Source organism: Psychrobacter sp. 5A.1 (assembly GCF_030407455.1).
GTDB lineage: Bacteria > Pseudomonadota > Gammaproteobacteria > Pseudomonadales > Moraxellaceae > Psychrobacter.
This window is the reverse complement of sequence record NZ_JASDDJ010000027.1, coordinates 1-24,608: the sequence shown is the minus strand read 5'-3', so window position 1 is coordinate 24,608 and position 24,608 is coordinate 1. Positions and strand designations below refer to the sequence as shown.

At 43.9% G+C, this 24,608-nt stretch carries 37 protein-coding genes and 1 tRNA gene; 7 read left to right on the top strand and 31 right to left on the bottom strand.

Annotation, left to right across the window (positions count from 1 at the left end):
- Window positions 1-14: 14 nt before the first annotated feature.
- From rpsD to QL982_RS07680, 31 genes are all read right to left on the bottom strand, one after another.
- A complete protein-coding gene (gene rpsD / locus QL982_RS07830; protein ID WP_057758723.1) occupies window positions 15-656 on the bottom strand; it encodes a 30S ribosomal protein S4 in 642 nt (213 codons plus the stop codon).
- Between the two features lie 48 nt (window positions 657-704).
- Window positions 705-1,094: a 30S ribosomal protein S11 gene (gene rpsK, locus QL982_RS07825; protein WP_010196728.1), complete on the bottom strand. Its 390-nt coding sequence runs from the start codon at window positions 1,092-1,094 to the stop codon at window positions 705-707.
- Window positions 1,095-1,114: 20 nt separating this feature from the next.
- Complete coding sequence (rpsM, locus tag QL982_RS07820; protein ID WP_021813384.1) at window positions 1,115-1,471, bottom strand: 30S ribosomal protein S13; 357 nt, start codon at window positions 1,469-1,471, stop codon at window positions 1,115-1,117.
- Window positions 1,472-1,718: 247 nt separating this feature from the next.
- Window positions 1,719-1,835 (bottom strand): 50S ribosomal protein L36, encoded by a 117-nt coding sequence (gene rpmJ, locus QL982_RS07815; protein ID WP_010196721.1) that lies wholly within the window; start codon window positions 1,833-1,835, stop codon window positions 1,719-1,721.
- A gap of 31 nt (window positions 1,836-1,866) precedes the next feature.
- Window positions 1,867-3,198 carry a preprotein translocase subunit SecY gene (gene secY / locus QL982_RS07810; RefSeq protein ID WP_290162097.1) on the bottom strand — a complete coding sequence of 444 codons (1,332 nt, stop codon included), beginning with the start codon at window positions 3,196-3,198 and terminating at the stop codon, window positions 1,867-1,869.
- A 19-nt stretch (window positions 3,199-3,217) separates the two neighbouring features.
- Window positions 3,218-3,658, bottom strand: a complete 441-nt coding sequence (gene rplO / locus QL982_RS07805; protein ID WP_290162008.1) for a 50S ribosomal protein L15 — start codon at window positions 3,656-3,658, stop codon at window positions 3,218-3,220.
- Complete coding sequence (gene rpmD / locus QL982_RS07800; protein WP_010196714.1) at window positions 3,658-3,837, bottom strand: 50S ribosomal protein L30; 180 nt, start codon at window positions 3,835-3,837, stop codon at window positions 3,658-3,660. The genes rplO and rpmD overlap by 1 nt, the downstream gene beginning before the upstream one ends.
- 20 nt (window positions 3,838-3,857) lie before the next feature.
- Entirely contained in the window at window positions 3,858-4,373 is a 516-nt protein-coding gene (gene rpsE / locus QL982_RS07795; protein ID WP_057758716.1) for a 30S ribosomal protein S5, read from the bottom strand.
- Window positions 4,374-4,375: 2 nt separating this feature from the next.
- Entirely contained in the window at window positions 4,376-4,726 is a 351-nt protein-coding gene (gene rplR / locus QL982_RS07790) for a 50S ribosomal protein L18 (RefSeq protein WP_057758713.1), read from the bottom strand.
- An 11-nt stretch (window positions 4,727-4,737) separates the two neighbouring features.
- Window positions 4,738-5,271 carry a 50S ribosomal protein L6 gene (gene rplF / locus QL982_RS07785; protein WP_290162011.1) on the bottom strand — a complete coding sequence of 178 codons (534 nt, stop codon included), beginning with the start codon at window positions 5,269-5,271 and terminating at the stop codon, window positions 4,738-4,740.
- 222 nt (window positions 5,272-5,493) lie between these two features.
- Window positions 5,494-5,892, bottom strand: coding sequence for a 30S ribosomal protein S8 (gene rpsH, locus QL982_RS07780; protein ID WP_290162012.1), 399 nt, complete (start codon window positions 5,890-5,892; stop codon window positions 5,494-5,496).
- An 11-nt stretch (window positions 5,893-5,903) separates the two neighbouring features.
- Window positions 5,904-6,209: a 30S ribosomal protein S14 gene (gene rpsN, locus QL982_RS07775; protein WP_010196705.1), complete on the bottom strand. Its 306-nt coding sequence runs from the start codon at window positions 6,207-6,209 to the stop codon at window positions 5,904-5,906.
- Between the two features lie 12 nt (window positions 6,210-6,221).
- The gene (rplE, locus tag QL982_RS07770) at window positions 6,222-6,758 is read right to left on the bottom strand and encodes a 50S ribosomal protein L5 (protein WP_290162013.1); all 537 of its coding nucleotides are present in this window, start codon (window positions 6,756-6,758) and stop codon (window positions 6,222-6,224) included.
- 21 nt (window positions 6,759-6,779) lie between these two features.
- Window positions 6,780-7,097 carry a 50S ribosomal protein L24 gene (rplX, locus tag QL982_RS07765; protein WP_101204866.1) on the bottom strand — a complete coding sequence of 106 codons (318 nt, stop codon included), beginning with the start codon at window positions 7,095-7,097 and terminating at the stop codon, window positions 6,780-6,782.
- Between the two features lie 8 nt (window positions 7,098-7,105).
- Complete coding sequence (gene rplN, locus QL982_RS07760; RefSeq protein ID WP_010196702.1) at window positions 7,106-7,474, bottom strand: 50S ribosomal protein L14; 369 nt, start codon at window positions 7,472-7,474, stop codon at window positions 7,106-7,108.
- A gap of 182 nt (window positions 7,475-7,656) precedes the next feature.
- Entirely contained in the window at window positions 7,657-7,932 is a 276-nt protein-coding gene (gene rpsQ, locus QL982_RS07755) for a 30S ribosomal protein S17 (RefSeq protein ID WP_021813375.1), read from the bottom strand.
- On the bottom strand, window positions 7,929-8,126 hold the full coding sequence (rpmC, locus tag QL982_RS07750) for a 50S ribosomal protein L29 (RefSeq protein WP_110923946.1): 198 nt from the start codon (window positions 8,124-8,126) through the stop codon (window positions 7,929-7,931). The genes rpsQ and rpmC overlap by 4 nt, the downstream gene beginning before the upstream one ends.
- Window positions 8,126-8,539 carry a 50S ribosomal protein L16 gene (gene rplP / locus QL982_RS07745; protein ID WP_010196693.1) on the bottom strand — a complete coding sequence of 138 codons (414 nt, stop codon included), beginning with the start codon at window positions 8,537-8,539 and terminating at the stop codon, window positions 8,126-8,128. The genes rpmC and rplP overlap by 1 nt, the downstream gene beginning before the upstream one ends.
- Before the next feature lie 3 nt (window positions 8,540-8,542).
- Window positions 8,543-9,271 carry a 30S ribosomal protein S3 gene (rpsC, locus tag QL982_RS07740; protein WP_290162017.1) on the bottom strand — a complete coding sequence of 243 codons (729 nt, stop codon included), beginning with the start codon at window positions 9,269-9,271 and terminating at the stop codon, window positions 8,543-8,545.
- 3 nt (window positions 9,272-9,274) lie between these two features.
- Complete coding sequence (rplV, locus tag QL982_RS07735) at window positions 9,275-9,604, bottom strand: 50S ribosomal protein L22 (RefSeq protein WP_010196689.1); 330 nt, start codon at window positions 9,602-9,604, stop codon at window positions 9,275-9,277.
- 10 nt (window positions 9,605-9,614) lie between these two features.
- Window positions 9,615-9,890 carry a 30S ribosomal protein S19 gene (rpsS, locus tag QL982_RS07730; RefSeq protein ID WP_194365162.1) on the bottom strand — a complete coding sequence of 92 codons (276 nt, stop codon included), beginning with the start codon at window positions 9,888-9,890 and terminating at the stop codon, window positions 9,615-9,617.
- A gap of 12 nt (window positions 9,891-9,902) precedes the next feature.
- Window positions 9,903-10,730 (bottom strand): 50S ribosomal protein L2, encoded by an 828-nt coding sequence (rplB, locus tag QL982_RS07725; RefSeq protein ID WP_290162021.1) that lies wholly within the window; start codon window positions 10,728-10,730, stop codon window positions 9,903-9,905.
- 11 nt (window positions 10,731-10,741) lie between these two features.
- Window positions 10,742-11,092, bottom strand: coding sequence for a 50S ribosomal protein L23 (rplW, locus tag QL982_RS07720; RefSeq protein ID WP_011279789.1), 351 nt, complete (start codon window positions 11,090-11,092; stop codon window positions 10,742-10,744).
- Window positions 11,089-11,691: a 50S ribosomal protein L4 gene (rplD, locus tag QL982_RS07715; protein WP_197177625.1), complete on the bottom strand. Its 603-nt coding sequence runs from the start codon at window positions 11,689-11,691 to the stop codon at window positions 11,089-11,091. The genes rplW and rplD overlap by 4 nt, the downstream gene beginning before the upstream one ends.
- A 14-nt stretch (window positions 11,692-11,705) precedes the next feature.
- Window positions 11,706-12,344, bottom strand: a complete 639-nt coding sequence (gene rplC / locus QL982_RS07710) for a 50S ribosomal protein L3 (RefSeq protein ID WP_194365159.1) — start codon at window positions 12,342-12,344, stop codon at window positions 11,706-11,708.
- 48 nt (window positions 12,345-12,392) lie between these two features.
- Window positions 12,393-12,704: a 30S ribosomal protein S10 gene (gene rpsJ / locus QL982_RS07705; protein WP_010196670.1), complete on the bottom strand. Its 312-nt coding sequence runs from the start codon at window positions 12,702-12,704 to the stop codon at window positions 12,393-12,395.
- Between the two features lie 410 nt (window positions 12,705-13,114).
- Window positions 13,115-14,716: an Rne/Rng family ribonuclease gene (locus QL982_RS07700; protein WP_290162026.1), complete on the bottom strand. Its 1,602-nt coding sequence runs from the start codon at window positions 14,714-14,716 to the stop codon at window positions 13,115-13,117.
- A gap of 120 nt (window positions 14,717-14,836) precedes the next feature.
- Window positions 14,837-15,523: a Maf family protein gene (locus tag QL982_RS07695; RefSeq protein ID WP_290162028.1), complete on the bottom strand. Its 687-nt coding sequence runs from the start codon at window positions 15,521-15,523 to the stop codon at window positions 14,837-14,839.
- 72 nt (window positions 15,524-15,595) lie between these two features.
- Window positions 15,596-16,081 (bottom strand): rod shape-determining protein MreD, encoded by a 486-nt coding sequence (gene mreD / locus QL982_RS07690; RefSeq protein ID WP_290162030.1) that lies wholly within the window; start codon window positions 16,079-16,081, stop codon window positions 15,596-15,598.
- A 144-nt stretch (window positions 16,082-16,225) separates the two neighbouring features.
- Window positions 16,226-17,083, bottom strand: a complete 858-nt coding sequence (gene mreC / locus QL982_RS07685; RefSeq protein WP_290162032.1) for a rod shape-determining protein MreC — start codon at window positions 17,081-17,083, stop codon at window positions 16,226-16,228.
- 318 nt (window positions 17,084-17,401) lie between these two features.
- Entirely contained in the window at window positions 17,402-18,430 is a 1,029-nt protein-coding gene (locus QL982_RS07680) for a rod shape-determining protein (protein WP_356645257.1), read from the bottom strand.
- A 674-nt stretch (window positions 18,431-19,104) separates the two neighbouring features.
- Between QL982_RS07680 and gatC the strand changes: the two genes are divergently transcribed.
- The 7 genes from gatC to QL982_RS07645 all read left to right on the top strand — a co-directional run bounded on the left by gatC (window position 19,105) and on the right by QL982_RS07645 (window position 24,547).
- On the top strand, window positions 19,105-19,419 hold the full coding sequence (gene gatC, locus QL982_RS07675; RefSeq protein WP_290162034.1) for an Asp-tRNA(Asn)/Glu-tRNA(Gln) amidotransferase subunit GatC: 315 nt from the start codon (window positions 19,105-19,107) through the stop codon (window positions 19,417-19,419).
- 81 nt (window positions 19,420-19,500) lie between these two features.
- The gene (gatA, locus tag QL982_RS07670) at window positions 19,501-20,997 is read left to right on the top strand and encodes an Asp-tRNA(Asn)/Glu-tRNA(Gln) amidotransferase subunit GatA (protein WP_290162036.1); all 1,497 of its coding nucleotides are present in this window, start codon (window positions 19,501-19,503) and stop codon (window positions 20,995-20,997) included.
- The gene (gatB, locus tag QL982_RS07665; RefSeq protein ID WP_290162038.1) at window positions 20,997-22,526 is read left to right on the top strand and encodes an Asp-tRNA(Asn)/Glu-tRNA(Gln) amidotransferase subunit GatB; all 1,530 of its coding nucleotides are present in this window, start codon (window positions 20,997-20,999) and stop codon (window positions 22,524-22,526) included. Before gatA ends, gatB begins: the two co-directional genes overlap by 1 nt.
- A 114-nt stretch (window positions 22,527-22,640) precedes the next feature.
- Window positions 22,641-22,717: transfer RNA gene (locus QL982_RS07660), tRNA-Pro, on the top strand.
- 103 nt (window positions 22,718-22,820) lie between these two features.
- Window positions 22,821-23,663, top strand: coding sequence for a hypothetical protein (locus tag QL982_RS07655; protein WP_290162040.1), 843 nt, complete (start codon window positions 22,821-22,823; stop codon window positions 23,661-23,663).
- 101 nt (window positions 23,664-23,764) lie between these two features.
- A complete protein-coding gene (locus QL982_RS07650) occupies window positions 23,765-23,944 on the top strand; it encodes a hypothetical protein (RefSeq protein WP_290162042.1) in 180 nt (59 codons plus the stop codon).
- 102 nt (window positions 23,945-24,046) lie between these two features.
- Window positions 24,047-24,547, top strand: coding sequence for a DUF1853 family protein (locus tag QL982_RS07645; RefSeq protein WP_290190257.1), 501 nt, complete (start codon window positions 24,047-24,049; stop codon window positions 24,545-24,547).
- The last annotated feature ends 61 nt before the right edge of the window (window positions 24,548-24,608 follow it).

Genomic DNA, 24,608 nt, shown 5'->3' with positions numbered 1-24,608 from the left:
TGAGCATTACGTCATTACTTAGAGTATAGCTCAACGATCAAGCTTTCGTTGATTTCAGCAGGTAGATCAATACGATCAGGCGCATGTTTAAACGTGCCTTGTAGTTTGCTGTGATCAACATCAAGCCATTCTGGAATACCACGTTGTGTCGCTAGTTCAATAGCGTTTTTAATACGTAGCTGTTCGCGAGATTTCTCTTGGATAGCGATGACATCACCATCTTGAAGCTGAATTGATGGAATGTTCACACGAACAAACTCATCACGACCAGCTTTTTTTACCATAACAGTACGATGACTGACTAGCTGACGTGCTTCTGCGCGAGTTGAGCCAAAGCCCATGCGATATACCACGTTGTCTAGACGGCTCTCAAGCATTGCTAGTAGATTTTCACCAGTAGCACCGCGCTTACGAGCAGCTTCTTTATAGTAATTAGCGAATTGACGCTCTAGCACACCATAAATACGCTTAACTTTTTGCTTTTCACGCAACTGTAGAGCATATTCTGAGGTCTTGTTACGGCTTACACCATGTTGACCTGGTGGACGACCAGCTTTCTTCGTTTTTACGTCATACGGTTTAACGCCAGACTTAAGGCCTAAATCCGTACCTTCACGACGTGATAATTTCAGTTTTGGTCCAATATAGCGGGCCATTGTTATGTCTCCTATAAGCTTTTAGTATAAAAAGCTTCGTCTTTAATATTAGACGCGGCGCTTTTTCGGCGCACGGCAACCATTGTGTGGGATTGGGGTTACATCAGAGATGCTGTTAACTTTATAACCCAATGCACCTAGTGCTCTTACCGCAGACTCACGACCCGGTCCTGGTCCTTTGACCAAAACATCGATATTCTTAACACCATATTCTTGGGCCGCTTTACCAGCGACTTCAGCTGCAACCTGAGCTGCAAATGGTGTAGATTTACGTGAACCACGGAAGCCTTGTCCACCTGAAGTGGCCCAAGCCAATGCATTACCTTGACGATCGGTAATCGTAACAATGGTGTTATTAAAAGACGCATGGATATGGGCAATGCCCTCCGATACTGAACGACGAGCCACCTTTTTGCGACTGCGAGTGTCTTTTGCCATCTTTTAGCTTCCTAAGTTAATTATCTTTTGAGAGGGCGTGTCGGACCCTTACGAGTACGAGCGTTGTTCTTGGTGTTCTGACCTCTAACTGGTAGGTTACGACGATGACGGATGCCACGGTAACAACCAAGATCAACTAAACGCTTAATATTCATTGAAACTTCACGACGAAGGTCACCCTCAGTCATATAGTTTGCAACTTGTGCACGGATAGCATCTAACTGTGTATCATCTAACTGACTGACTTTAGTCGTAGGGGCGATGCCAACTGCTTCTAAGATTTTCTGAGCAGTGGTACGACCTACACCAAAGATGTAAGTTAGTGAAATAACAGCATGCTTATTATCCGGAATGTTTACGCCGGCAATACGAGCCATTGATTTCTCTCCATTAAAGAAAAATAAGCGTTATCTAACGATAAGGCTTTACTCTTCAGATTTGTTGCTGTTAATACTAGAGCTTTTATAATCGTTATCGATGTCTTGACCATAAGCCTGTCTATCGATTCTATTATAAAAGATTTTGTATAAACACGGCAAGTGGCGGATGATATCGCATCCGCCGTTATTTTTCAAGTATTAATTTAATTAGCAAAGAAAACGTAATGTTTTCTCATGCTAAGTATTAACCTTGACGTTGCTTGTGGCGAGGTTCTGCTGTACAAATAATATGTACACGGCCTTTACGGCGCACAACTTTACAGCTACCACAAATCTTCTTAACTGATGCTTGAACTTTCATAGCATGCTCCTTGAAATATCGTACCGCTCATTTAAGGTTGAGTGGGCGATTGAATTAACGTCTGATCATGATATTGATGGGTCATCAAATGCGCTTGAATCTGCGAAATGAAATCCATTACCACAACCACCATAATCAGTAAAGACGTACCACCGAGTTGAAACGGTACACCAAACGATGACTGGACGACCATTGGCATTAAACAAATAACCGTCATATACATCGCGCCAATAAAGGTCAGTCGGTTTAATACATGATCGAGGTAACGCTGAGTTTGTTGTCCGGGGCGAATACCTGGAATATACGCACCACTACGTTTAAGGTTTTCTGCTACTTCACGCGGACTAAATACCAACGCTGTATAAAAATAGCAGAAGAAAATAATCATTGCGCCAAACAGTACTAAATATAGCGGTTGTCCTGGGGACAGTACCAATGCCATATTTTGTAATATTTTTTGTACCAAGGTGGGATCAGTTGATTGACCAACCCACTGCCCTAAACTTGCAGGAAACAACAGCAAAGAACTGGCGAAAATAGCTGGGATAACCCCGGCCATATTAAGCTTCAACGGCAGATGTGACTGCTGCTGAGCATAAATTTTCCGGCCTTGTTGTTGCTTTTGAGCATAGTTCACAGGGACACGGCGTTGAGCACGTTCAATATAAACGATACCCGCGGTAACCGCGATACCTAGCAATACAAAAATAAATAGTACAATCAAGTTCATCTGACCTTGATTGACCTGTTCGATAGACTGCGAAATCATACCTGGCGTACCAGCCACAATACTCGCAAAAATGAGCATTGAGATACCATTACCAACGCCACGCTCTGTAATCTGCTCACCAAGCCACATTAAGAACATTGCGCCCGCTACCAATGAAGTAACGGCTGGTATATAAAAGGTAAGACCAGACGATAAGGTAAGATTTTGGCTGATTAAGCCAGCACACATTCCTAATGACTGTACTAGAGCTAAAGCAAGCGTCCCTTGACGGGTATACTTGTTTAGCTTACGTCGTCCCGCTTCACCTTCTTTTTTGAGGGCTTCAAGCGATGGCAATACTGCAGACATCATCTGTACGATAATCGATGCTGAGATATATGGCATAATGCCAAGCGCCATAATAGACATACGCTCTAGCGCACCACCTGAGAACATGTTGAACATACTCAAAATGGTGTTTTCGTTGCGCGAAAACAGATCAGCCAAGTTAACTGGGTTAATACCCGGAACTGGAATATGTGACCCTAAACGATAAACAATCAATGCGCCGATTAAGAATAATAAACGCGCCCATAGCTCGTCATACTTACGTATGAAGGCAAATGGATTAAGCGGTATACCAGCCGATGACATTGATTGCTTTGACACGTTACTACTCCTCGATGCTACCACCAGCAGCTTCGATAGCTTGCTTAGCACCTTTAGTCACTTTGATACCTTTAAAGGTATAAGCTTTAGTGACTTCGCCTGATAGCATTACACGAGCACGCTTCATATCGTGACGGATAAGGTTAGCAGCTTTAAGTGTTTCAACGCTAACCACATCACCTTCAATTTTATTCAGTTCAGAAAGACGCACTTCTGCAGTCTTCATAGCCATTTTGCTGGTAAAACCAAATTTTGGAAGACGACGATATAAAGGCATTTGACCACCTTCAAATCCTGAGCGTACGCTAGAACCTGAACGAGATTTCTGACCTTTTACACCACGACCACCAGTCTTACCAAGACCTGAACCGATACCACGACCACGACGTTGAGCAGTTTTCTTTGCGCCAACACCTGGTGATAATTCATTTAATCTAAGACCCATTACGCTTCCTCCACTTTTACCATGTAGTTAACGCGATTAACCATACCACGGGTTGAAGGCGTATCTTCTACTTCAACAGTGTGATTAATGCGGCGTAAACCCAATCCTTTCAAGCTCGCTTTGTGGCTCTTTAGGCGATGGGCACCCGATTTAAATTGAGTGACTTTCATTTTTTTCATCGTAACTCACCTAGTCTAAGTTAACCCAAGATTTCGTCTACAGATTTACCACGTTTAGCTGCCATCTTCTCTGGAGTTGACATATCACGTAAACCGTTAAACGTTGCGCGAACAACGTTAGCAGTATTGGTAGAACCATAACATTTAGTCAAAACATCTTTGACACCAGCAACTTCTAATACAGCACGCATAGCGCCACCAGCGATTACGCCAGTACCTTCAGATGCAGGCTGCATGTAGACTTTACTAGCACCATGACGTGCTTTGATCGGATGATGCAAAGTTGCATCATTTAGCTCAACAGTAATCATATTACGTTTGGCAGCTTCTAGTGCTTTTTGGATAGCAGCTGGCACTTCACGCGCTTTACCACGACCAAAACCAACACGACCATTACCATCACCCACTACGGTTAACGCAGTGAAAGAGAAAATACGACCACCTTTAACAACTTTTGCAACGCGATCAACGGTAACTAAGCGTTCTACTAGACCGTCAGTCTGTTCATTTTTATCATTTTTATCATTTCTAGCCATGATTAAAACTCCAATCCGTTTTCGCGAGCTGCTTCTGCTAAAGCTTTAACTCGACCATGATATTTGAAACCACTACGGTCAAAGGCAACTTTAGTAATGCCAGCTGCTTTTGCGCGTTCTGCGATCATTTGGCCTACAGACGTTGCTGAATCAGCATTACCAGTCGCGCCTGAACGCAAGCTGCTGTCTAAGGTAGATGCCTGAGCAATCACTTCACCACCATTTGGAGAGATAATCTGGGCATAAATATGTTTCGACGTGCGGTTAACCGTTAAGCGATGAACGCCTAAGAAACGGATATGCGCGCGTGTTTTCTTAGCTCGACGCAGACGAGCTGCTTTTTTATCAAACATTTCAACTCACCTTATTTTTTCTTAGCTTCTTTGCGAATCACATGCTCGTCACTATAACGAATACCTTTGCCTTTATAAGGCTCAGGTGGGCGGAAACCACGGATATTAGCCGCTGCTTGACCAAGCTGCTGTTTATTGTTTGATTTCAAAACAATTTCAGTTTGCGTTGGGGTTTCAGCTGACACGCCTTCAGGTAACGTATATTCTACTGGATGAGAATAACCAACGTTCAAGGTTACTTTGTTACCAGTAACTTGTGCGCGATAACCAACACCAATTAATTGAAGACGTTTTTCAAAGCCTTCGTTTACGCCTTTAACATAGTTGTTAACAAGAGCGCGCATGGTGCCAGTGTGCATCATAGCTTCTTTTGAATCGACTGTAGGTGAGAAAATGATAGCATCATCTTCCTGTTTCAGCTCGACCAATTCATGCAGGCGTAAAGACAAATTGCCGTTCTTGCCTTTAACTTCGACCTGCCGATCGTTCAAAGTAACGCTTACGCCGTTTGGCAGCGTCACTGGGGCTTTAGCCACACGAGACATAGGAATATTCCTTAAAAAATTAACTTCTTTATATTAGCGAAAAAACTAACAGGCTAAAAAGCCTGCTAGTTTAGCATAATTGTCCCCAATAAGCATCATTCAATTTTATCAATCTCTGATGCCTAAGTTTTTAAGGATATATCGATCAATCATAAATTAATATATACTCAAAAAGGGTCAAATAGACTTTATCGTCTTATTACCTAATGCAGTAAATGCAAATTAGGCAACAAATGCGACGATTTCACCACCGATACCAGCAGCGCGTGCAGCACGATCACTCATGATACCTTGGCTAGTAGAAACGATAGCAACACCCATACCTTGCTTAACAGTAGGGATAGCGTCTTTACCGCGGAACTGGCGTAAACCAGGACGGCTATAACGTTGGATAGTTTCGATGACAGCTTTGCCTTCGAAGTATTTCAATTCAATAGTAAGGGTTGCTTTGTTGTTTTCTTGTTCAGCAACAACAGCGCTAGCCACATAACCTTCGCTAACTAGTAAATCAGCAATTGATTTACGTAATTTAGAGCTCGGCATTGCTACCGATACTTTGTTAGCCATTTGTGCGTTACGAATACGGGTTAGCATATCCCCAACGGTATCTTGCATACTCATATAGTTACTCCTTACCAGCTTGCTTTACGAACACCAGGCACATCGCCTTGCATGACACGCTCACGCAGCATATTGCGTGATAAGCCAAACTTGCGGAAGTAACCGTGAGGACGACCGGTGATAGCACAACGATTACGCAGACGTACTGGTGATGAATTGCGTGGAAGAGCTTGTAGCTCTAACATTGCTTCCATACGAGTTTCGTCACTTGCAGTCATATCACTGATAGTTTCTTTTAGCTTGATACGCTTTTCAGCATATTTAGCAACCATTTTTTCGCGCTTTAATTCGCGGTTAATCATGCTCTTCTTTGCCATAACGTCTTTACCTTATTTAAATGGGAAGCCGAATGCTTTAAGCAACGCACGACCTTCTTCATCAGATTGAGCTGACGTGGTGATTGTCACATCCATACCGCGGATACGATCAATTTTGTCAAAATCTACTTCTGGGAATACAATTTGTTCTTTGATACCCAATGAGTAGTTACCACGTCCGTCAAAGGCTTTAGGTGAAAAACCGCGGAAATCACGAATACGAGGAATTGCAATGGCAACGAGACGATCTAAAAATTCGTACATTTGCTCACCGCGTAACGTTACTTTACAGCCAATTGGCCATTCTTCACGAATCTTAAAGCCAGCAACTGATTTACGCGCTTTGGTGACAACAGGCTTTTGACCAGCAATTGCAGTCATATCAGCCACAGCACCTTCAAGCAATTTCTTGTCTTGAGACGCGCCGCCTACACCCATGTTCAGTGTGATTTTAGTGATTTTAGGCACTTGCATCACATTTGCCAAACCAAGTTCTTCTTTGATTTTCTGCTTTAGTTCATCGTTATATAAAGATTTTAATCTTGCCATTACCATTACACCCTTAGTGTCTTACGCAGTCGCCACTACTTCACCGCTTGAACGATAGACGCGTTGTTTCTTGCCGTCTTCGCCAAACTGATAAGTAATACGGTCTGCTTTTTGGGTTTGCGCATTTAAGATTGCGACATTTGAGATATGCAGAAAAGCTTCTTGCTTAAGAATGCCACCTTCAACGCCAGTTGCCTGATTTGGCTTCTGATGTTTGGTAACAATATTAATGCCTTCAACCTTAATACGATCGTTTTTTACAGCTTGTACAGTACCTTGCTTGCCTTTGTCTTTCCCAGCAATCACGATAACTGTATCGCCTTTACGTAATTTTGACATGGATTACCTCACAATACTTCTGGTGCTAGTGATACAATTTTCATAAACTGATCACCACGTAGTTCACGAGTTACCGGTCCAAAAATACGAGTTGCAATCGGCGCTTTGTTTTGGTTCAACAATACCGCTGCATTGTCGTCAAAACGTAACACAGAACCATCAGGGCGACGAACGCCTTTTTTGGTACGTACAACTACTGCATTCATCACGTCGCCTTTTTTAACACGACCACGAGGAATGGCTTCTTTAACCGTTACTTTAATAATGTCGCCAACTGATGCATAACGACGATGAGAACCACCCAGTACTTTAATGCACTGAACTCGCCTTGCACCGCTATTGTCTGCAACTTCCAGCATTGACTCAACCTGAATCATAGCGTTACTCCACACGTATGAGCAATAAAAACCAGTTGCTGCCGCTAGCACAGTATGAGTAGACGGCATTTTAATATAAATAACCGCGACTTACTCTTAATGTGAGTGATATACGCTCGGCGCAATCAGCATCCTTAAAAAGGCGGCTATTTTAACAGCTTCTGGCTTTTAATGCAATTTACTTAGATTTTTTCTACTTTTTCAACCACATCAACCAAAGTCCAAGACTTGGTTTTTGAGATTGGACGCGTTTCTTTGATGCGGACAAGGTCGCCTTGTTGGCAAACGTTATTCTCATCATGTGCTTTGATTTTCGTAGAACGACGAAGCTGCTTGCCATACAAAGGATGACGAACCAGACGCTCAATCAAAACTGTGATGGACTTGTCCATCTTGTCGCTGACAACTCGTCCTGTCAATACGCTAGCATTGGTAGCTGTTTGATTGTTATCGCTCATGAGTCGCCTCGTTGTTTCTCGTTAATCAAAGTCTGAAGCTGAGCAATCGTGCGACGATTGCCTCTGACTTCATGGGTATTACCCAACTGACCAGTTGCTTTAGCCATACGAATACGGAAAGCATCAAGTTGCTTTTCATCAAGTAACTGGGTCAGTTCTTCTAATGATTTATCACGTAATTCACTGATCTTCATTACATTATCGTCCGCTTAACAATGGTAGTTTTAAAGGGCAATTTTGCTGCAGCAAGCGTGAAAGCTTCACGTGCAAGCTCCTCTGGTACCCCTTCAATTTCATATAGCACTTTACCAGGTTTGATTTCGCATACCCAATACTCTACAGGACCTTTACCTTTACCCATACGTACTTCTAATGGCTTGTTGGTAATAGGCTTGTCTGGGAATACACGAATCCAAATCTTACCGCCACGCTTAATTTTACGAGTGATGGTACGACGTGCTGCTTCGATTTGACGTGCTGTCATACGACCACGCGTCAATGATTTTAGACCAATTTGTCCGAATGCAACGGTGCTTCCACGATGAGCTAGCCCAGTGTTACGACCTTTATGCATTTTACGAAACTTGGTACGTTTTGGCTGTAACATAGTTTAACCTCTGTCTGAGTTTCGACGGTTTCCGTTTCCGCGACCACGGCGTTTTGGCGCACGAGTCTGCTCTTCTTTGACCGGATTATAAACGCTGTTCATACCGTCAAGGATCTCTCCGCGGAAAATCCAAACTTTAACACCGATGGTGCCGTAAGTTGTCTCTGCACGAATTGACGAGTAGTCAATGTCAGCACGGAGTGTATGCAGTGGCACACGACCTTCACGGTACCATTCACTACGAGCAATCTCAGCACCGCCAAGACGGCCAGACAGCTCAACTTTGATACCTTTAGCACCAGAACGCATGCTGTTTTGTACGGCGCGCTTCATCGCACGACGGAACATAACACGACGTTCAAGCTGACTACCGATACCGTCTGCTACCAAACGTGCATCAAGATCAGGTGACGTGATTTCTTCAATGTTGACCTGAGCAGGTACGCCCATAATTTTGGTCAATTCTTTTTGAAGTCTTTCAATATCTTCGCCTTTTTTACCGATAACAATACCAGGACGCGCAGTGGCGATGGTAATCTTAGCGGCGCCAGTAGGACGCTCGATCATGATGTTGCTGATCATTGCGTTGTCTAGCTTTTTGCGTAGATATTCACGAACTCTAATGTCGTTGATTAGGTATTCTGAGTATTGTTTAGGGCTAGCATACCAGTTTGCGTTATGCTTTTTTACAACACCAAGACGAATTCCGATTGGATGTACTTTTTGACCCATAACTTATTCTCCTACCTTTATAGTGATGTGACAGGTACGCTTGCTGATACGATCAGCGCGACCTTTAGCACGTGGTAGGATACGTTTTAGCGTAATGCCTTCATCAACGTAGATAGTTGATACTTTAAGAGTATCGATATCTAAACCGTTGTTGTTTTCGGCATTGGCGATGGCTGAGTTAAGACATTTCTTAACAAACACAGCGCCTTTCTTATTGCTATACGTTAGGATATCCAAAGCACGCTCAATAGATTTGCCACGAACTTCATCAGCAACGAGTCTAACTTTTTGTGCCGATATGGCGGCACCGCGTAATTTTGCAGTTACTTCCATGGTAAGCACCTTATCTCTTAGCTTTTTTGTCAATGCCGTGACCACGATACGTACGAGTCGGGGCAAATTCACCTAGTTTATGACCAACCATCTGTTCGCTCACGATAACCGGTACATGAGTACGGCCGTTGTGAACAGATAAAGTTAGGCCAACCATTTGTGGCAGGATCATCGAGCGGCGCGACCAAGTTTTAATTGGCTTGCGTGAGTTGGTTTCTAATGCATTCTCAACTTTAGCAAACAAGTGCGCGTCTATGAATGGACCTTTTTTCAATGAACGAGGCATGAAATTCTTCCTTTATTTCTTCTTGGCGCGACGGCGGATGATCATGTTGTCAGTACGCTTATTGTGACGCGTTTTAAGTCCTTTAGACTTCTGACCCCAAGGGCTAGTTGGATGGCGACCTTTGTTACGACCTTCACCACCACCATGCGGGTGATCAACCGGGTTCATAGCGACACCACGAACTGAAGGACGAACACCACGCCAACGTGAAGCACCAGCTTTACCAAGTGATTTCAAGTTGTTTTCAGTGTTAGAAACTTCACCAATAACAGCACGGCAATTCACGTGTACACGGCGGGTTTCGCCAGAACGCATACGTAGAATAGCATAAACACCGTCACGACCTAGTAACTGAACACTAGCACCCGCGGCGCGAGCCATCTGTGCACCTTTACCGATTTTAAGTTCGATATTGTGAATCACAGTACCCAATGGGATATTTTTTAGTGGTAAACAGTTACCTGGACGAATTGGTGATGCTTCGCCTGACATTACTGTATCGCCAACTGCTTGTTTTTTAGCAGCGATGATGTAACGACGTTCGCCATCAGCGTACTTAAGTAATGCAATATGCGCAGTACGGTTAGGATCGTATTCAATACGCTCTACCGTTGCTGGGATATTGTCTTTAGTACGTTTGAAATCGATAATACGATAATGCTGCTTATGACCACCACCGATGTGACGAGTCGTTATGCGACCATTATTGTTACGACCACCGGTCTTACTTTTTGATTCTAGAAGCGCTGCAAACGGACGACCTTTATAAAGGTGTGGATGCACTACTTTTTCAACAAAACGACGGCCTGGTGATGTTGGCTTTGCTCTTACGATAGGCATGAGTGTAATCCTTATTCGTTATTCGCTGTTTCACTAGTAGAAGCAGTCGTATTCGCGACCTCTTCACCAGCATCAGCCATTTGTACATCTTGACCAGCTTTTAAGGTAACATAGGCTTTTTTATAGTCATTACGACGGCCGATACTTTTACCAAAACGCTTTGTCTTACCTTTAACATTCAAAGTGTTTACTTTTAAAACTTCAACACCTTCAAACATCATCTCAACTGCTTTTTTAACTTCAAGCTTAGTAGCCTTAGAGTCAATTTTAAATACCTGCACACCAAGTGAGTCGCCAAGCATTTGAGATTTCTCTGAGAATACAGGTCCTCTTAGGATCTGATAAAGTCTTGCGTTATTCATGCTAGTGCTTCCTCAAATTGTTTCGCAGCTTCAACTGACATGATTACTTTATCAAAAGCAATCAAGCTCACTGGATCCACTTCACTTGTACCAAGTACATTGACATGTGGGATGTTGCGAGCAGCTAAGTATAAGTTTTCGTCAACTTCTTTTGTGACGATCAATGCACGAGGTGCACCAAGCTCATTTAACTTTGCGATCAGCTCTTTGGTCTTAGGACCAGAAACGCTTAGCTCTTCTACCAAAATCAGACGCTCTTGGCGAATCAATTCGGCTAGGATGCACTGCATCGCACCGCGATACATCTTACGGTTAACTTTCTGTGACCAATCTTGTGGCTTAGCCGCGAATGCACGACCACCCCCACGCCAGATTGGGCTACGAATAGAACCCGCACGAGCGCGACCAGTACCTTTTTGGCGCCATGGCTTAATACCACCGCCAGAAACTTCGGCACGGGTTTTTTGTGCGCGTGTACCTTGGCGAGCACCAGCTAAATAAGCGGTGACGACTTGATGCACTAGTGCTTCGTTGAATTCACGACCAAATGCCGTATCAGAAAGCTCAACCGCAGCACCTGTAACTGTTTTTAAATCCACGTTAATCCCCTTGCTTAGGCTTTGACTGACGGACGTACGATAACATCGCCACCGGTGGCACCTGGGATAGCACCCTTGATGACAAGTAACCCTTTTTCGGCATCAACCGAAATCACTTCTAGGCCTTGAACAGTAACACGTTTGTTACCCATCTGACCCGCCATCTTTTTGCCTTTGAATACTTTACCTGGTGACTGGTTTTGACCAGTTGAACCATGTGCACGATGAGACACTGAGTTACCATGAGTAGCATCTTGCATACTAAAGTTGTGACGCTTTACAGGACCTTGGAAACCTTTACCTTTACTGTTTCCTGTCACATCAACCATCTGACCTTGTTCGAACAAGTCAGCTAGAATCTCGCCACCAATCTCACGACCTTCAAGATCGCTTTCGTTGGCACGAAATTCCCAAACACCACGGCCAGCGGCAACGCCAGCTTTAGCGAAGTGACCTTTTTGAGCTGCTGTTACGCGGCTGTCACGACGGGTACCTGTGGTAACTTGGATGGCTTGATAGCCATCTACATCAGTATTTTTTACTTGAGTAATGCGGTTAGCACTGATCTCAACCACTGTTACAGGGATAGAAGCACCTGTTTCAGTGAAGACACGGGTCATGCCGCATTTTTTACCGACTAAACCGATCGCCATTTTAGACCTCTTTATATCTTATATTAATGGGTTGGGTGTTTATGTGCATTAACCCAAAGCAATTTGAACGTCAACACCCGCCGCCAAGTCAAGCTTCATTAGCGCATCCACAGTTTTGTCGGTAGGTTGAACGATGTCAACCATACGCTTGTGAGTACGGATTTCGTACTGATCACGAGCGTCTTTGTTTACGTGTGGTGAAGTTAGAACGTTGAAGCGCTCAATGCGAGTCGGCAACGGTACAGGACCACAAACTTGCGCACCGGTGCGCTTTGCAGTATCAACGATCTCTTGTGCAGATTGATCAATCAGACGATGATCAAAAGACTTAAGACGGATACGGATTCTCTGGTTAGCCATGCCAGCAAGCTCCTAATATGTGCTTTCGTCATTCTTGCGTTGCAAGATCATGATCAAAAGCAGTTTGGTTAAATATTCACTTAAAGCGGCCTTCTGTTCTTAACCAGAATGAGTTCTTTATCCGAACTTGTAGCGTGCCAAAAGCAAAATAGTTTAAAGCCCCGCCGACCCTCCTATATATTGGAAAGCAGCAAAGGCATAATGAAATAGTGCCAGAAACGATGCTCTGGCTGTCATAGCGCCAGCTTTTTTTATTCAGCTGCGCATATATAATTCAGTGGTATACATTATACATAGTATTCTACCGATTGCAAGGGCAATATCTAGAACAGCTAAAGATATCAAGTAATTAAGGTAACGCTGTTAAATAAGCGAACCTAATGAAAACCGACTGATTATATTCAATAAAATCAATCTAGCACAATATCATACTGCTCTTGGGTATAGAGATTTTCCACATCAAAAGTAATCACTCTGCCCAGTAGGTACTCTAGGTCTGCTACCGTATCAGATTCTGTGGTCAGCAGTAAATCAATGACGGCGGCATGAGCCACGACCGTAAACTTTTTAGGAGAGTTGTAGGTGCGAGCGCAACGCATGATCTCACGGAATATCTCAAAGCAGACGGTTTCGGCTGTTTTAACAAAGCCGCGTCCCTGACACGTTGAGCACGGTTCACAAAGCTGCTGCCCTAACGATTCTCGGGTACGCTTACGAGTCATCTCTACCAAGCCAAGCTCACTAACCTGCGTAATCTTAGTTTTTGCATAGTCTTGGGTGAGCTGCGACTGTAGACTTTCTAGCACATCGTCTTTGTGCTGCTGCTCTAACATATCGATAAAGTCTAAGATAATAATGCCGCCTAGATTACGTAGGCGCAACTGACGAGCAATAGCATGAGTGGCTTCTAGATTGGTTTTGTAGACCGTGTCCTCTAATGAGCGACCGCCCACAAAAGAACCTGTATTGACATCAATTGTCGTCATTGCTTCCGTCTGATCGATAATCAGATAGCCACCAGACTTTAGGTCGACACGGCGTTTCAAAGCGTCACGCAAGTCGTCCTCGACACGGTGTACATCAAACAATGACTGCTCTGCGGTGTAATGCACGATTCGATCATAAACAAAAGGCACAAACTCTTTGGCAAAGTATCTGACTTGCTCATAGATTTGCTCATTATCGATGATGACTTTTTCGGTATCAGCATGTACCAAGTCACGGATTGAGCGTAATGGTAATGCTAACTCTTGATAAATCAGCTCTGAGCTTTGATGATGATTGATTTCTTGGCGACGGGCACAGATAGTTCGCCACAGCTGCAATAGGTAATAAATATCTTCTTCTAGCTTATCAACAGGGACACGTTCAGCAGCCGTACGAGCAATGAGCCCGCCTTTTAGATTGACCGTTTGCATCAGGCTGCTAAGTTCGGTTTTTAAGCGTGTCCGCTCTTCTTCACCATCAATGCGCTGTGATATCCCGATATGCTCGCTCGATGGCAGATAAACCAGATAGCGTGATGGTAGTGATACATTGGTCGTAAGACGAGCACCTTTGCTGCCTAATTGGTCTTTGGTTACTTGTACCAAAATACGCTGACTCTCATGCAAACGATGCTGAATCAATGTCTTAGCAGCTGGCACTATCTCTGTATTTTGCGCACTAACTATAGGCGGTGTCATGGCCAAGCTATCAGCCGATACGCCAGTAGTAGCGTCGTCTTCATTGATTTCGTGCTTAGTGTGTTTGGCCGATTTATTTTTTTCTGCCACTGGACGCGGCTCACGCTGCATGTCATTGACGTGCAAAAATGCTGTCCGTGATTGACCAATATCAACGAAGGCTGCCTGCATTCCAGGAAGGACACGAACGACCGTACCTAGATAGATATTGCCGACCAAACCCAGTTTGTGATGTCGCTCAATATAAATCTCGCCCAAAATGCCATTGTCTAAAACCGCAACACGGGATTCCATTGGACTAATATTAATCAGCAGCTCTTCGGACATAGTTTTTTCTCTTATCTCTCAGCTTTTTTGTTAGACGTTCATCGTCTATTAGATTGACAGTGTAACAAATGCGACTTGCTCTTGCCCATTACCCTACCGTGTCATTATGTGCATATCCAATTATAACGGGTTGACTGTGCTCATACTGCCTTCTGCCATCTCTTTGATTAATGCCAATGTTTGCGCCAATGGTAATCCAACGACATTGGTGTAGCTGCCATTAATACGACTGACCCAAGCCGCACCCAAGCCTTGGATACCATACCCACCCGCTTTGTCAGCTGGCTCACCGCTATCCCAATAGTCACTCATCATCTGTGTCGTCAGAGGTATAAAAGTCACTTCCGTACGCTCAGTGATTTGCTGCTGATTGATAATCTGAAACGCTTGATTGGGTTTTGATATGTTGGGCTCTGACGTTTTGGGCAATGGCTGTACTTGGGTCGCTTGTACGGCAGTCCACACTTCATGGACATTATCAGACATATGCTGCCACATCGTATAGGCATGCTCACGATCGGCTGGTTTGACCAATACGGTCTTGCCATCCGACAGCACACCGATGGTATCAGAGGTCAAAATAATGAATGGAGCTATTAGACTATTTTGATCTGTGTTAAAAGTACCACTTAACTGCTGTATTGCGGCATCGGCTTTGGTTGCGACCATACGCTCGATATAGGCTTTTGGTGACTCATTAGCTAACGGAGTCTCATCAATATCCACGCTCAAAATACTAAAATCTAATTGCGCTCTTGCCAGTAGCTCACGACGACGCGGAGAGCCAGACGCTAAAATGATATCCATCGACATTCTCTTCATTTATAAATTTATGGTGTGTGCTTTTAGGAAATTTTGTGGGTAAGTCACGGTGAGCCATTAACGCGAAAACTTGCGTAAAGTAAACAGCACGAGTGGCCAGCTGAGAATGCTCATGAGTAATGACAACACAGATTGGGCGACAAAAACATTTTGAACAAACATCTGTAGTATCCATAGATTTAACTGAAAGACTATCAACCCTAGACTAGCAATTAACCAAGCGGTGATGGTGTTTAGTTGTCTGACATAGATACTAGTGACTTTGATCACTAGTGCGACCACGACAGCTGCAAAGGCTTGCTGCCCTAAATGGGTGTCCATTAGTAAATCAGCGATAATCCCGACGGTAAATGCGGTAAAAATACCGACATAACGTGGCTGGAAGAGTAACCAAAAAATCAGCACCATGATCATAACCATGGGGCGCAACGTGGCCATACTAGGGCTTAATGGATATACATTGAGTGATGATGCAGCGATGAAACTCAGAACAATCACAACTATCAATAGTACCGTTGCATTCTCAGAATCAGGATACGACATGGGTACTTACCTTAGCGAGTGTTTGGTGACTGCGGTTATATTGTGAATTGAGATTTGACAAGGTAAATACTATAAGTGAAAAACATTAGGACCTGAATAAACAGGCTTATTGGTCTGATAACCACAGGCTTATGCCATCGTTATTTATCGAGCAACAGCGGTATTACTCTCATTCAGTAACTTGTCTTGAAGTATGAGCACATAAGCGTTATCAATAAAGTTAGCTGCTGGCGTGACTTCAATCGTTCTAAAGTTATCGGTTTGCTCGTCTTTGACATGCGCGATACGACCGACTCGATAACCTGCAGGAATACGTCCACCCAAACCTGACGACACCAACTCATCACCCACGCGCACATCCGACGTTTTGAAGACATAATTGAGACTCAATGAGGATGGAATGCCTTGGCCTGTGACGATCGCGCGCTGACCTGTGCGTTTGACGGTGACCGCAACGGACTGCTGCTCATCTGTAATCAACAGTAGGCGGCTGGTGTTAGGATAAACATTAATGATTTGTCCTAATACCCCATCTTCGTCGATGACTGTTTGTCCAACTTGCACACCATCTTGCTCACCTTTATTGAGCACCACAATCTGTCTGAGCAAATTGGTATCTGTCCCGATGACTTGCGCCAGATTAAGATCAAACTGCTCAGGCGTGGTGGTAGATAGAATGCCTTGCAAACGTGCATTCTGTGCCAAAATATAGTCTTGCTGTTGTAGCTTGGCATGCGCATGTATCAGTTGCGACTTTAGCTGCATATTTTCGCGACGCAGTGCTTCTTTTGATTGCAGGCTGCCACTTGCCCAATGCTTGGCATAGCTTGGCAATAAAGACAGCTCATAAATAGGCTGCATCGCGGCATGGCTGGTACTACGTACTGGCTGAAACCATTCTGAATTTTTGCTATCAAACCACATCAGTATTAAGGCTGCTATCAATACAATGGCAGTCTTACGAAGTGATAACGGCTGGCGCGCAAAAATACTTGGAGTCATAAGTCGTCTGATTTAAAAATTCTAAAATGAACAATAGCACTGATTTGAAGCATGAGTGTTTATCGAGGATATTGGGTGATAGTACGAATGAATGCAATTAAAGGTAGCACAATCGGCTACCTTTAATTTTATATACAATCAATCCTTTATCAATTGGGTACGGTATCAGTCTCGCTTAGCCTACTACTTGTAGTACTTTCGCTCGGCTTCCTTGTATCCAAATTATATTGAACCGACTATACTTATGGTTTTATCATTTATGAAAATCATCATTATCAATATTGCACACGCTATAGAGCAAATACGGACATGGAAGATTTAGACAAAAATCATGTTCAAGCTTTTGTTATTGATGAAATCAAGCGCGATACCACCACCGCGGCTAACACACGTTAATGGGTCTTCTGCCACAGTCACTGGTAAACCTGTCTCTTGAGAGATGAGTTTGTCTAAGTCACGTAATAATGCACCGCCACCTGTCAGGACAATACCACGCTCAGCGATGTCTGATGACAATTCTGGTGGCGTCTGCTCAAGTGCTACTTTTACGGCACTAACAATACCGCTTAATGGATCGGCCAAAGCCTTTTGCACTTCTTCTGAGTTGACAGTAAAGGTTTTTGGTACACCTTCTGCCATGCTACGACCGCGAACTTCTACTTCTAGTTGGCTGTCTTCGTTTAGTGCAGAACCGACTTCTTTTTTGATGCGCTCAGCCGTCGTCTCACCGATGACACAACCGTGCGTACGGCGTACATGGGTAATGATAGCCTCATCAAACATATCGCCACCGATACGAATCGACTCAGCATATACACAGCCCGATAATGCAATAACGGCAATCTCAGTCGTACCACCACCGATATCAACGACCATAGAACCACTGGCTTCATGAACGGGCATGCCAGCGCCAATAGCGGCAGCCATAGGCTCTTCTAGCAATAGTACTTTGCTCGCCCCTGCTGATGACACTGCCTCACGAATCGCCTTTCGCTCAACCAGAGTAGACTTACATGGCACACAAACCACGACGTTAGGATTTGCCATAAAACGCTTGGCTTTTACCTTAGCGATAAAGTGCTTAAGCATTTTTTGCGTCACTTCAAAATCGGCAATGACGCCGTCTTTTAATGGGCGAATCGCTGTGATATTGGCGGGCGTACGACCGAGCATCTGCTTGGCATCGATACCAACAGCGGCGACGGTCGGGTTTTGAGTACGATTGCTTCGTAACGCGACCACCGTAGGCTCGTCAAGTACGACGCCTTTATTAGGAATAAAAATTAGGGTGTTCGCAGTACCGAGGTCGATAGCGATATTATTTGATAAAAATCCAAACAGGTTCATGACTAATATATCCAGCGTCTTACGAATGAGGCGAATGAGAGTGACTGAGGTGTTACTCGTCAGTGTTGAGCAGGTCGTCGTTAAACATTACTTGTAGCGAAAGTTAACCATCACAACAAGTCAAAACCCAAGCAATAATGATGAAATGAAAAAACTGGGCTAAATTATACCGATTTAGCTCAAAAAAAACATAGGTATTTGCATCAGTAAGTAAGGATTTTTGTCTTAGACGCCAAAAGTTGTTACAAAGTTTGAAATAGTAGTGAATACCTTTCAACTCAGTGAAACATCATTTAATTCGATAACTAACAAGGCTCTACAGGCAGATGAGTGTTTTGCTTAGTAGCAGATGCATACTGTAACGTATTTCAGAACAGAATGGGTAAGCAATTGAGAATCTATCGTGAATTATACGGTCAGTTTTGCAACTCTTTGTGAATCATTGTGTCTTGGCTGATACTATCTATTAATTAATACTATCTATTGGCTGATACTGTCTGTTGGTTTAGATTGTGCATCAATCAAGCGTCATGCTCTGTAAACTTGAGTCAGATGCTTTATAATAAGCCAACTTATTATTTGTTTGTATTTTAGTTGTTTCTATTTTAGCGCTTACGTATTTTAGTTTTCGTAACCAACTACTCTAACAAAAACTGTCCTTAACTGGAGAAACTATGTCTCAGCAGCCAGCAACGTCTGACAGCAACGTCAGCCGTGAAGAAATCCTAGAAGTTGCCAACCTTGCTCGTTTAGGTGTCGATGAAAATACAGCCGATAGCTATGCCGATGATATCAGTAAAGTATTGAAGCTCATGCAGACGCTATCTAGCGTTGATACCACAGACATCAAACCATTAGCCAATATCCATGAAGCTTGCCAAGAGCTGCGTGCTGATGTGGCCAAACACGATATCAATCGCGAGCGAAATCAGTCAGTCGCGCCTGCCGTAGAAGAAGGTCTATACCTTGTGCCTCAGGTGATTGAATAATAGTGATCGAATAACCTAATCACGTATTTGCCATTATCCCATTTTATTTTATGCTATTAACATTTTGACGGACGACACCTTATGTCTGAACTTCATTTATTAAGTACCCAGCAGCTTATTACTGGCTTGCAAGACAAACAATTTAGCAGCGCGGAATTAACCGAACACTACATCAAGCGTATCGACGCGCTAGACAGCAAGATCAACAGCTTTATCACTCATACCTCTGAGACGGCACGTGCGCAAGCAAAAGCGGCAGATGAGATGCGTGCACAGGGCGATCAACGCCCATTACTCGGCGTCCCAATGGCACACAAGGACATCTTTTGTACCCAAGGCGTACTGACGACTTGTGGCTCAAAGATGCTCCATAACTTCATCTCACCTTATAGTGCTACTATCGTCTCTAACATCGACAAAGCAGGCATGATTAGCTTAGGCAAGCTCAATATGGATGAGTTTGCGATGGGCTCAGACAATAGCAGCTCATACTACGGCACGGTACAGAATCCTTGGAACCTAGAGCGTGTCCCTGGTGGCTCGTCAGGTGGTAGTGCTGCCGCCGTTGCCGCTGGTTTTGTTCCAGTCGCCACCGGTAGTGATACTGGCGGCTCTATTCGTCAGCCAGCTTCATTCTGCGGCTTAACGGGTATCAAGCCTACTTATGGCCGTGTATCACGCTTCGGCATGATTGCCTACGCTTCAAGTTTGGATCAAGCTGGTAGTATGGGACGCAGTGCTAAAGATTGCGCTTACCTGCTACAGCCAATGATTGGTCACGATCCACGCGATGCGACTTCTATCAAATACGATATGCCTGACTACGTACAAGACATCAACGACGCAGAAGCTGCTGCTGGTGACAAACCATTTGCTGGCTTGCGTATCGGTGTGGCCAAAGAATACTTCGGTGCAGGGCTTGATAGCGAAGTTGAACAAGCATCTCGTGCTGCGCTGAAGAAGTACGAAGAGCTGGGCGCAACGATTGTAGAAGTGAACATCACTGATCCTGAAATCACGCTTGCCACTTATTATATGCTAGCCCCTGCCGAGGCATCATCAAACCTATCTCGCTTCGATGGCGTACGTTTCGGCTATCGCTGTGAGAATCCGACCGATCTGATCGATCTATACACACGCTCACGCTCTGAAGGCTTTGGCCCTGAAGTACAGCGCCGTATCTTGACCGGCACTTATGCGCTCTCGGCAGGCTACTTTGATGCTTACTACACCAAAGCCCAAAAAATCCGCCGTTTAATCGTAAAAGACTTCGATGAAGCGTTTGCGAGCTGTGATGTGATTGCCAGTCCAACTGCACCAACTGCTGCTTACAAGCTCAGCGACAATCTTGACCCTGCGACCATGTACTTAGGCGATGTTTATACCATCGCGGTCAACTTAGCGGGTCTGCCTGCGCTCAGCCAACCAGTCGGTTTGACCTCAGACGGTCTACCAATTGGATTGCAATTAATCGGTAAGCATTGGCAAGAGAGTCAACTGCTCACGACCGCGCACCTGTTCCAGCAGCATACGGATCATCATCTACAGCACTCTGCCATCGCAAAGGAGACGGTATAATGAATACAGCAACTACTACTGATAACAATGCCGTCCGCGAGCACGCCGTGCGTAAAGAGCTGTTCGTTGATGGTTATGAAGTCGTCATCGGCATTGAGATTCATTGCCAGTTGAACACGGAAAGTAAAATATTCTCAAGTGCGCCGACTGACTTCGGTCACGAGCCAAACAGTCAAGCCAGCATCGTCGATTTGGGCTTGCCTGGTGTGTTGCCAGTACTAAATGCTGGCGTGGTCGATCGCGCGCTAAAATTCGGTATCGGCGTCAACGCTGAGTTAGGTCTATTTAATACGTTTGACCGCAAAAACTACTTTTACCCTGATTTGCCGAAAGGCTATCAAATCACTCAGATGGCCAACCCGATCGTCGGTGAAGGCTACATCGATGTCGTGGTCAATGAAGGGGAAAAGAACGAATACCCTAAACGTATGGGTATCACCCGCGCGCATCTAGAAGAAGATGCTGGTAAATCGGTGCATGATGCTGTCGATGGTATGACTGGCGTCGATCTCAACCGTGCTGGTACACCGCTGATTGAAATCGTCTCTGAGCCTGATATGCGCTCTGCTCATGAAGCGCTTGCCTACATCAAAGCCATTCATCAGTTGGTCACTTGGCTGGGTATCTCAGACGCTATCATGGCAGAAGGCTCGTTCCGCTGTGATTGTAACGTCTCTATACGCAAGCCTGGTGATGATCTCGGTACGCGTACTGAGCTAAAAAACTTAAACTCGTTCCGCTTCATCGAACGTGCTATCAATCGTGAAATCGAGCGTCAAATCGATATCTTAGAGGACGGTGGCAAAGTCGTTCAGGCGACGATGCTATATGATCCAGAGCGCGATGAAACTCGTGTGATGCGTACCAAAGAAGATGCCAACGACTATCGCTATTTCCCTGATCCTGATCTGCTGCCTGTCCGTATCGAGCAGCATACAGTTGATGCGATTAAAGCCGCTATGCCTGAGCTACCAGTTGCCCGTCGTGCACGTTTTGAAGAAGCGCTTGGTCTATCAGAATATGATGCTCGTATCTTGACTGGTAGTCGCCAAATTGCCGATTACTTCGAAGACGTGGTCGCTGAAGTGGGACAATCAGATGCCAAAATGGCTGGCAACTGGGTCATGGGTGATCTACTGGGCGCTCTGAATAAAGATGACAAAGACATCATCGACTCTCCTATCAGCGCCAAGCAATTGGCGGGTATGCTAAAACGTATCAAAGACGACACGCTATCTGGCAAATTGGCTAAGAAAGTCTTTAGTGCTCTATACGAGCGTGAAGGCGGCGATGCTGATGATGCAGCCGATAAGATCATCGAAGACAAAGGCCTCAAGCAAGAAACGGACACTGGCGCTATTAAAGCCATCGTTGAAGACGTCATTGGGAAAAATCAAGCAATGGTTGATGAGTATCGTGGCGGTAAAGAAAAAGCCTTTAACGGTCTGGTCGGTCAAGTTATGAAAGCCAGTCGCGGTAGTGCCAACCCGCAGCAAGTGAACCAAATCCTAAAAGAGTTATTGGGTTAAGGTAAGCTACTGGTTAGTTCAGCTGACTGTGATAGGCAAAATAATGTGATAGATTTTGGCTGCTAGAAATAGCCCTTGCAATATACATAATTTTGCGTAAAATAGTCAGTCACTCGGGGCGTAGCGCAGTCTGGTAGCGCACTACACTGGGGGTGTAGTGGTCGCAGGTTCAAATCCTGCCGTTCCGACCAAACATAGCAGTAAAGAGAAAAGCCAATCATTGTTTTCAATGGTTGGCTTTTTTTTGTGCTAAATTTGGTGAGTGTAGCAAGAAAACTATTATAAGGTTCCAATATGTTCAAATATTTAGACTTTACTGAAGTTTCTCAATTGATTATTAAAAGTAAAAATGTCGATGACTCATCATTAGGATATTTGAAAAAGAGTGTTCTGGATTTCATTCGACAATCAGAAATAGAACCTTGCTTCTATTACAAAGGTTATCTAAGAGCTATTATAAAAGGAAATTTCAGCTCAACTATCGATGAGGCTAGATTTCTTTTCGAGGGTTACATCAGACCACCTACAGGCATTGTTCGTAAAGTTTTTTCTGAATACAATGACTATAGAGAGTGTCCTTGGAATAAGCTACTTGGAAATTTTAATGCAGATGCTGACTCACTTTATATCCAAAAGGTCAATATAGTTGAAGTTGTTGATTTACAAGAACAACATGATGATGATTACTTGAACCGTAAAAGAAAGCCTTTTGATTTTGATAGAGCTAATGAGCTATATATTGAACCTCAAACTTATATTTACGAAGAAATGTATTTCTATAAGATTGATGTAGGAAACTTTTTTAATTTAGAATACCAAACAAGCCATGAAGGTTTAGCTCAAAAGCTGATAGAAGCAAAAATAAAAATAGAACACCTTAAAATCCAACTTGCACAAGCTGAAGTTGAATTAGAAGACAACTCAGTTGATGACGAGCCAACACACCATAAAAGTGTAGGTTCTATGCAAGCTTTAGTGACTACGCTTATTAAAATGGCTGAATATGATAAAGAACACCTAGCCGATCCTTATGGAGAACTTAATAAGCTTATTCAAGCTAAAGCTGAGGGACTAGGGCTGTCAGTTAAAAAAGATTTTATTGCAAAATGGTTAAAGAAAGCTGATGACGTTCTATAGAACTTTGACATTTTCTATATAGAACTATCGAATTACTCTATTTCATAAAATACCTTCATACCAGCCGTATCAATCAAGTTACGGTAAATATGGAGCTAAACATGACTCAGCAAGATCACACCCCATCTCATTTAGAGCAGCAGCCACCGCATAATGCGCCTAGCAACTTATCAAAACGGCTACTGCCAATACTAAAAATGATACTCAGCATTTTATTACCTTACTTGCTATCACCGCCTGATATCAGCATTCATATTCATCACATTAATATCATGTTTTAAAGCCGAAAAACTGAGCACTACCCTAGCCGATACTCGTGTCCTATAGACTTTTATATAGCGAGCCGTTAGGGTAAATGCTACAACGTTACGATGGTTTATCCTATGTCAGAGCCTGTCAATCAGCCTACCTCTACCCGCCTTATAGATGATGCTCCTTGGGAGCGTTACCGTCGACCCTACGTGCGTGATTTGGCTTATGCGCTGGCTTGTCCTAACGTCTTAACGCAGTGGTTAGACTTTGCACCGCATGAAAATACACATGCTATTTCAGTTCATAGCGCTAGCTTTTGGCGGGCACAGTTTGAGGCGTATGAGCAGCGGTTAACAGAGCTGGATACCACTAATGACTATCAAGCGCTGACTCGCTATTTGCTCAAGCGCCCAAGTCCCAATCGATTAGGATTTCATTTTGAAGGGTTACTGTCATTTTGGTTAGAGGATGGGTTCGCACGCAAACTGCATCCGTACGAGACGCTCGCTAATAATGTGCAGCTATATAATGGTAAGCAAACGACTGGAGAAATAGATCTAATTTTATACAATCATCAAGACAAGCTGATTGAGCATTGGGAGCTGGCCATCAAGTTTTTGGTGGTGTTCTAAAAAGTATGCTGTCATCAGACATAACCATAGTTAATATAAAAGAATACCAGATCGAATACTT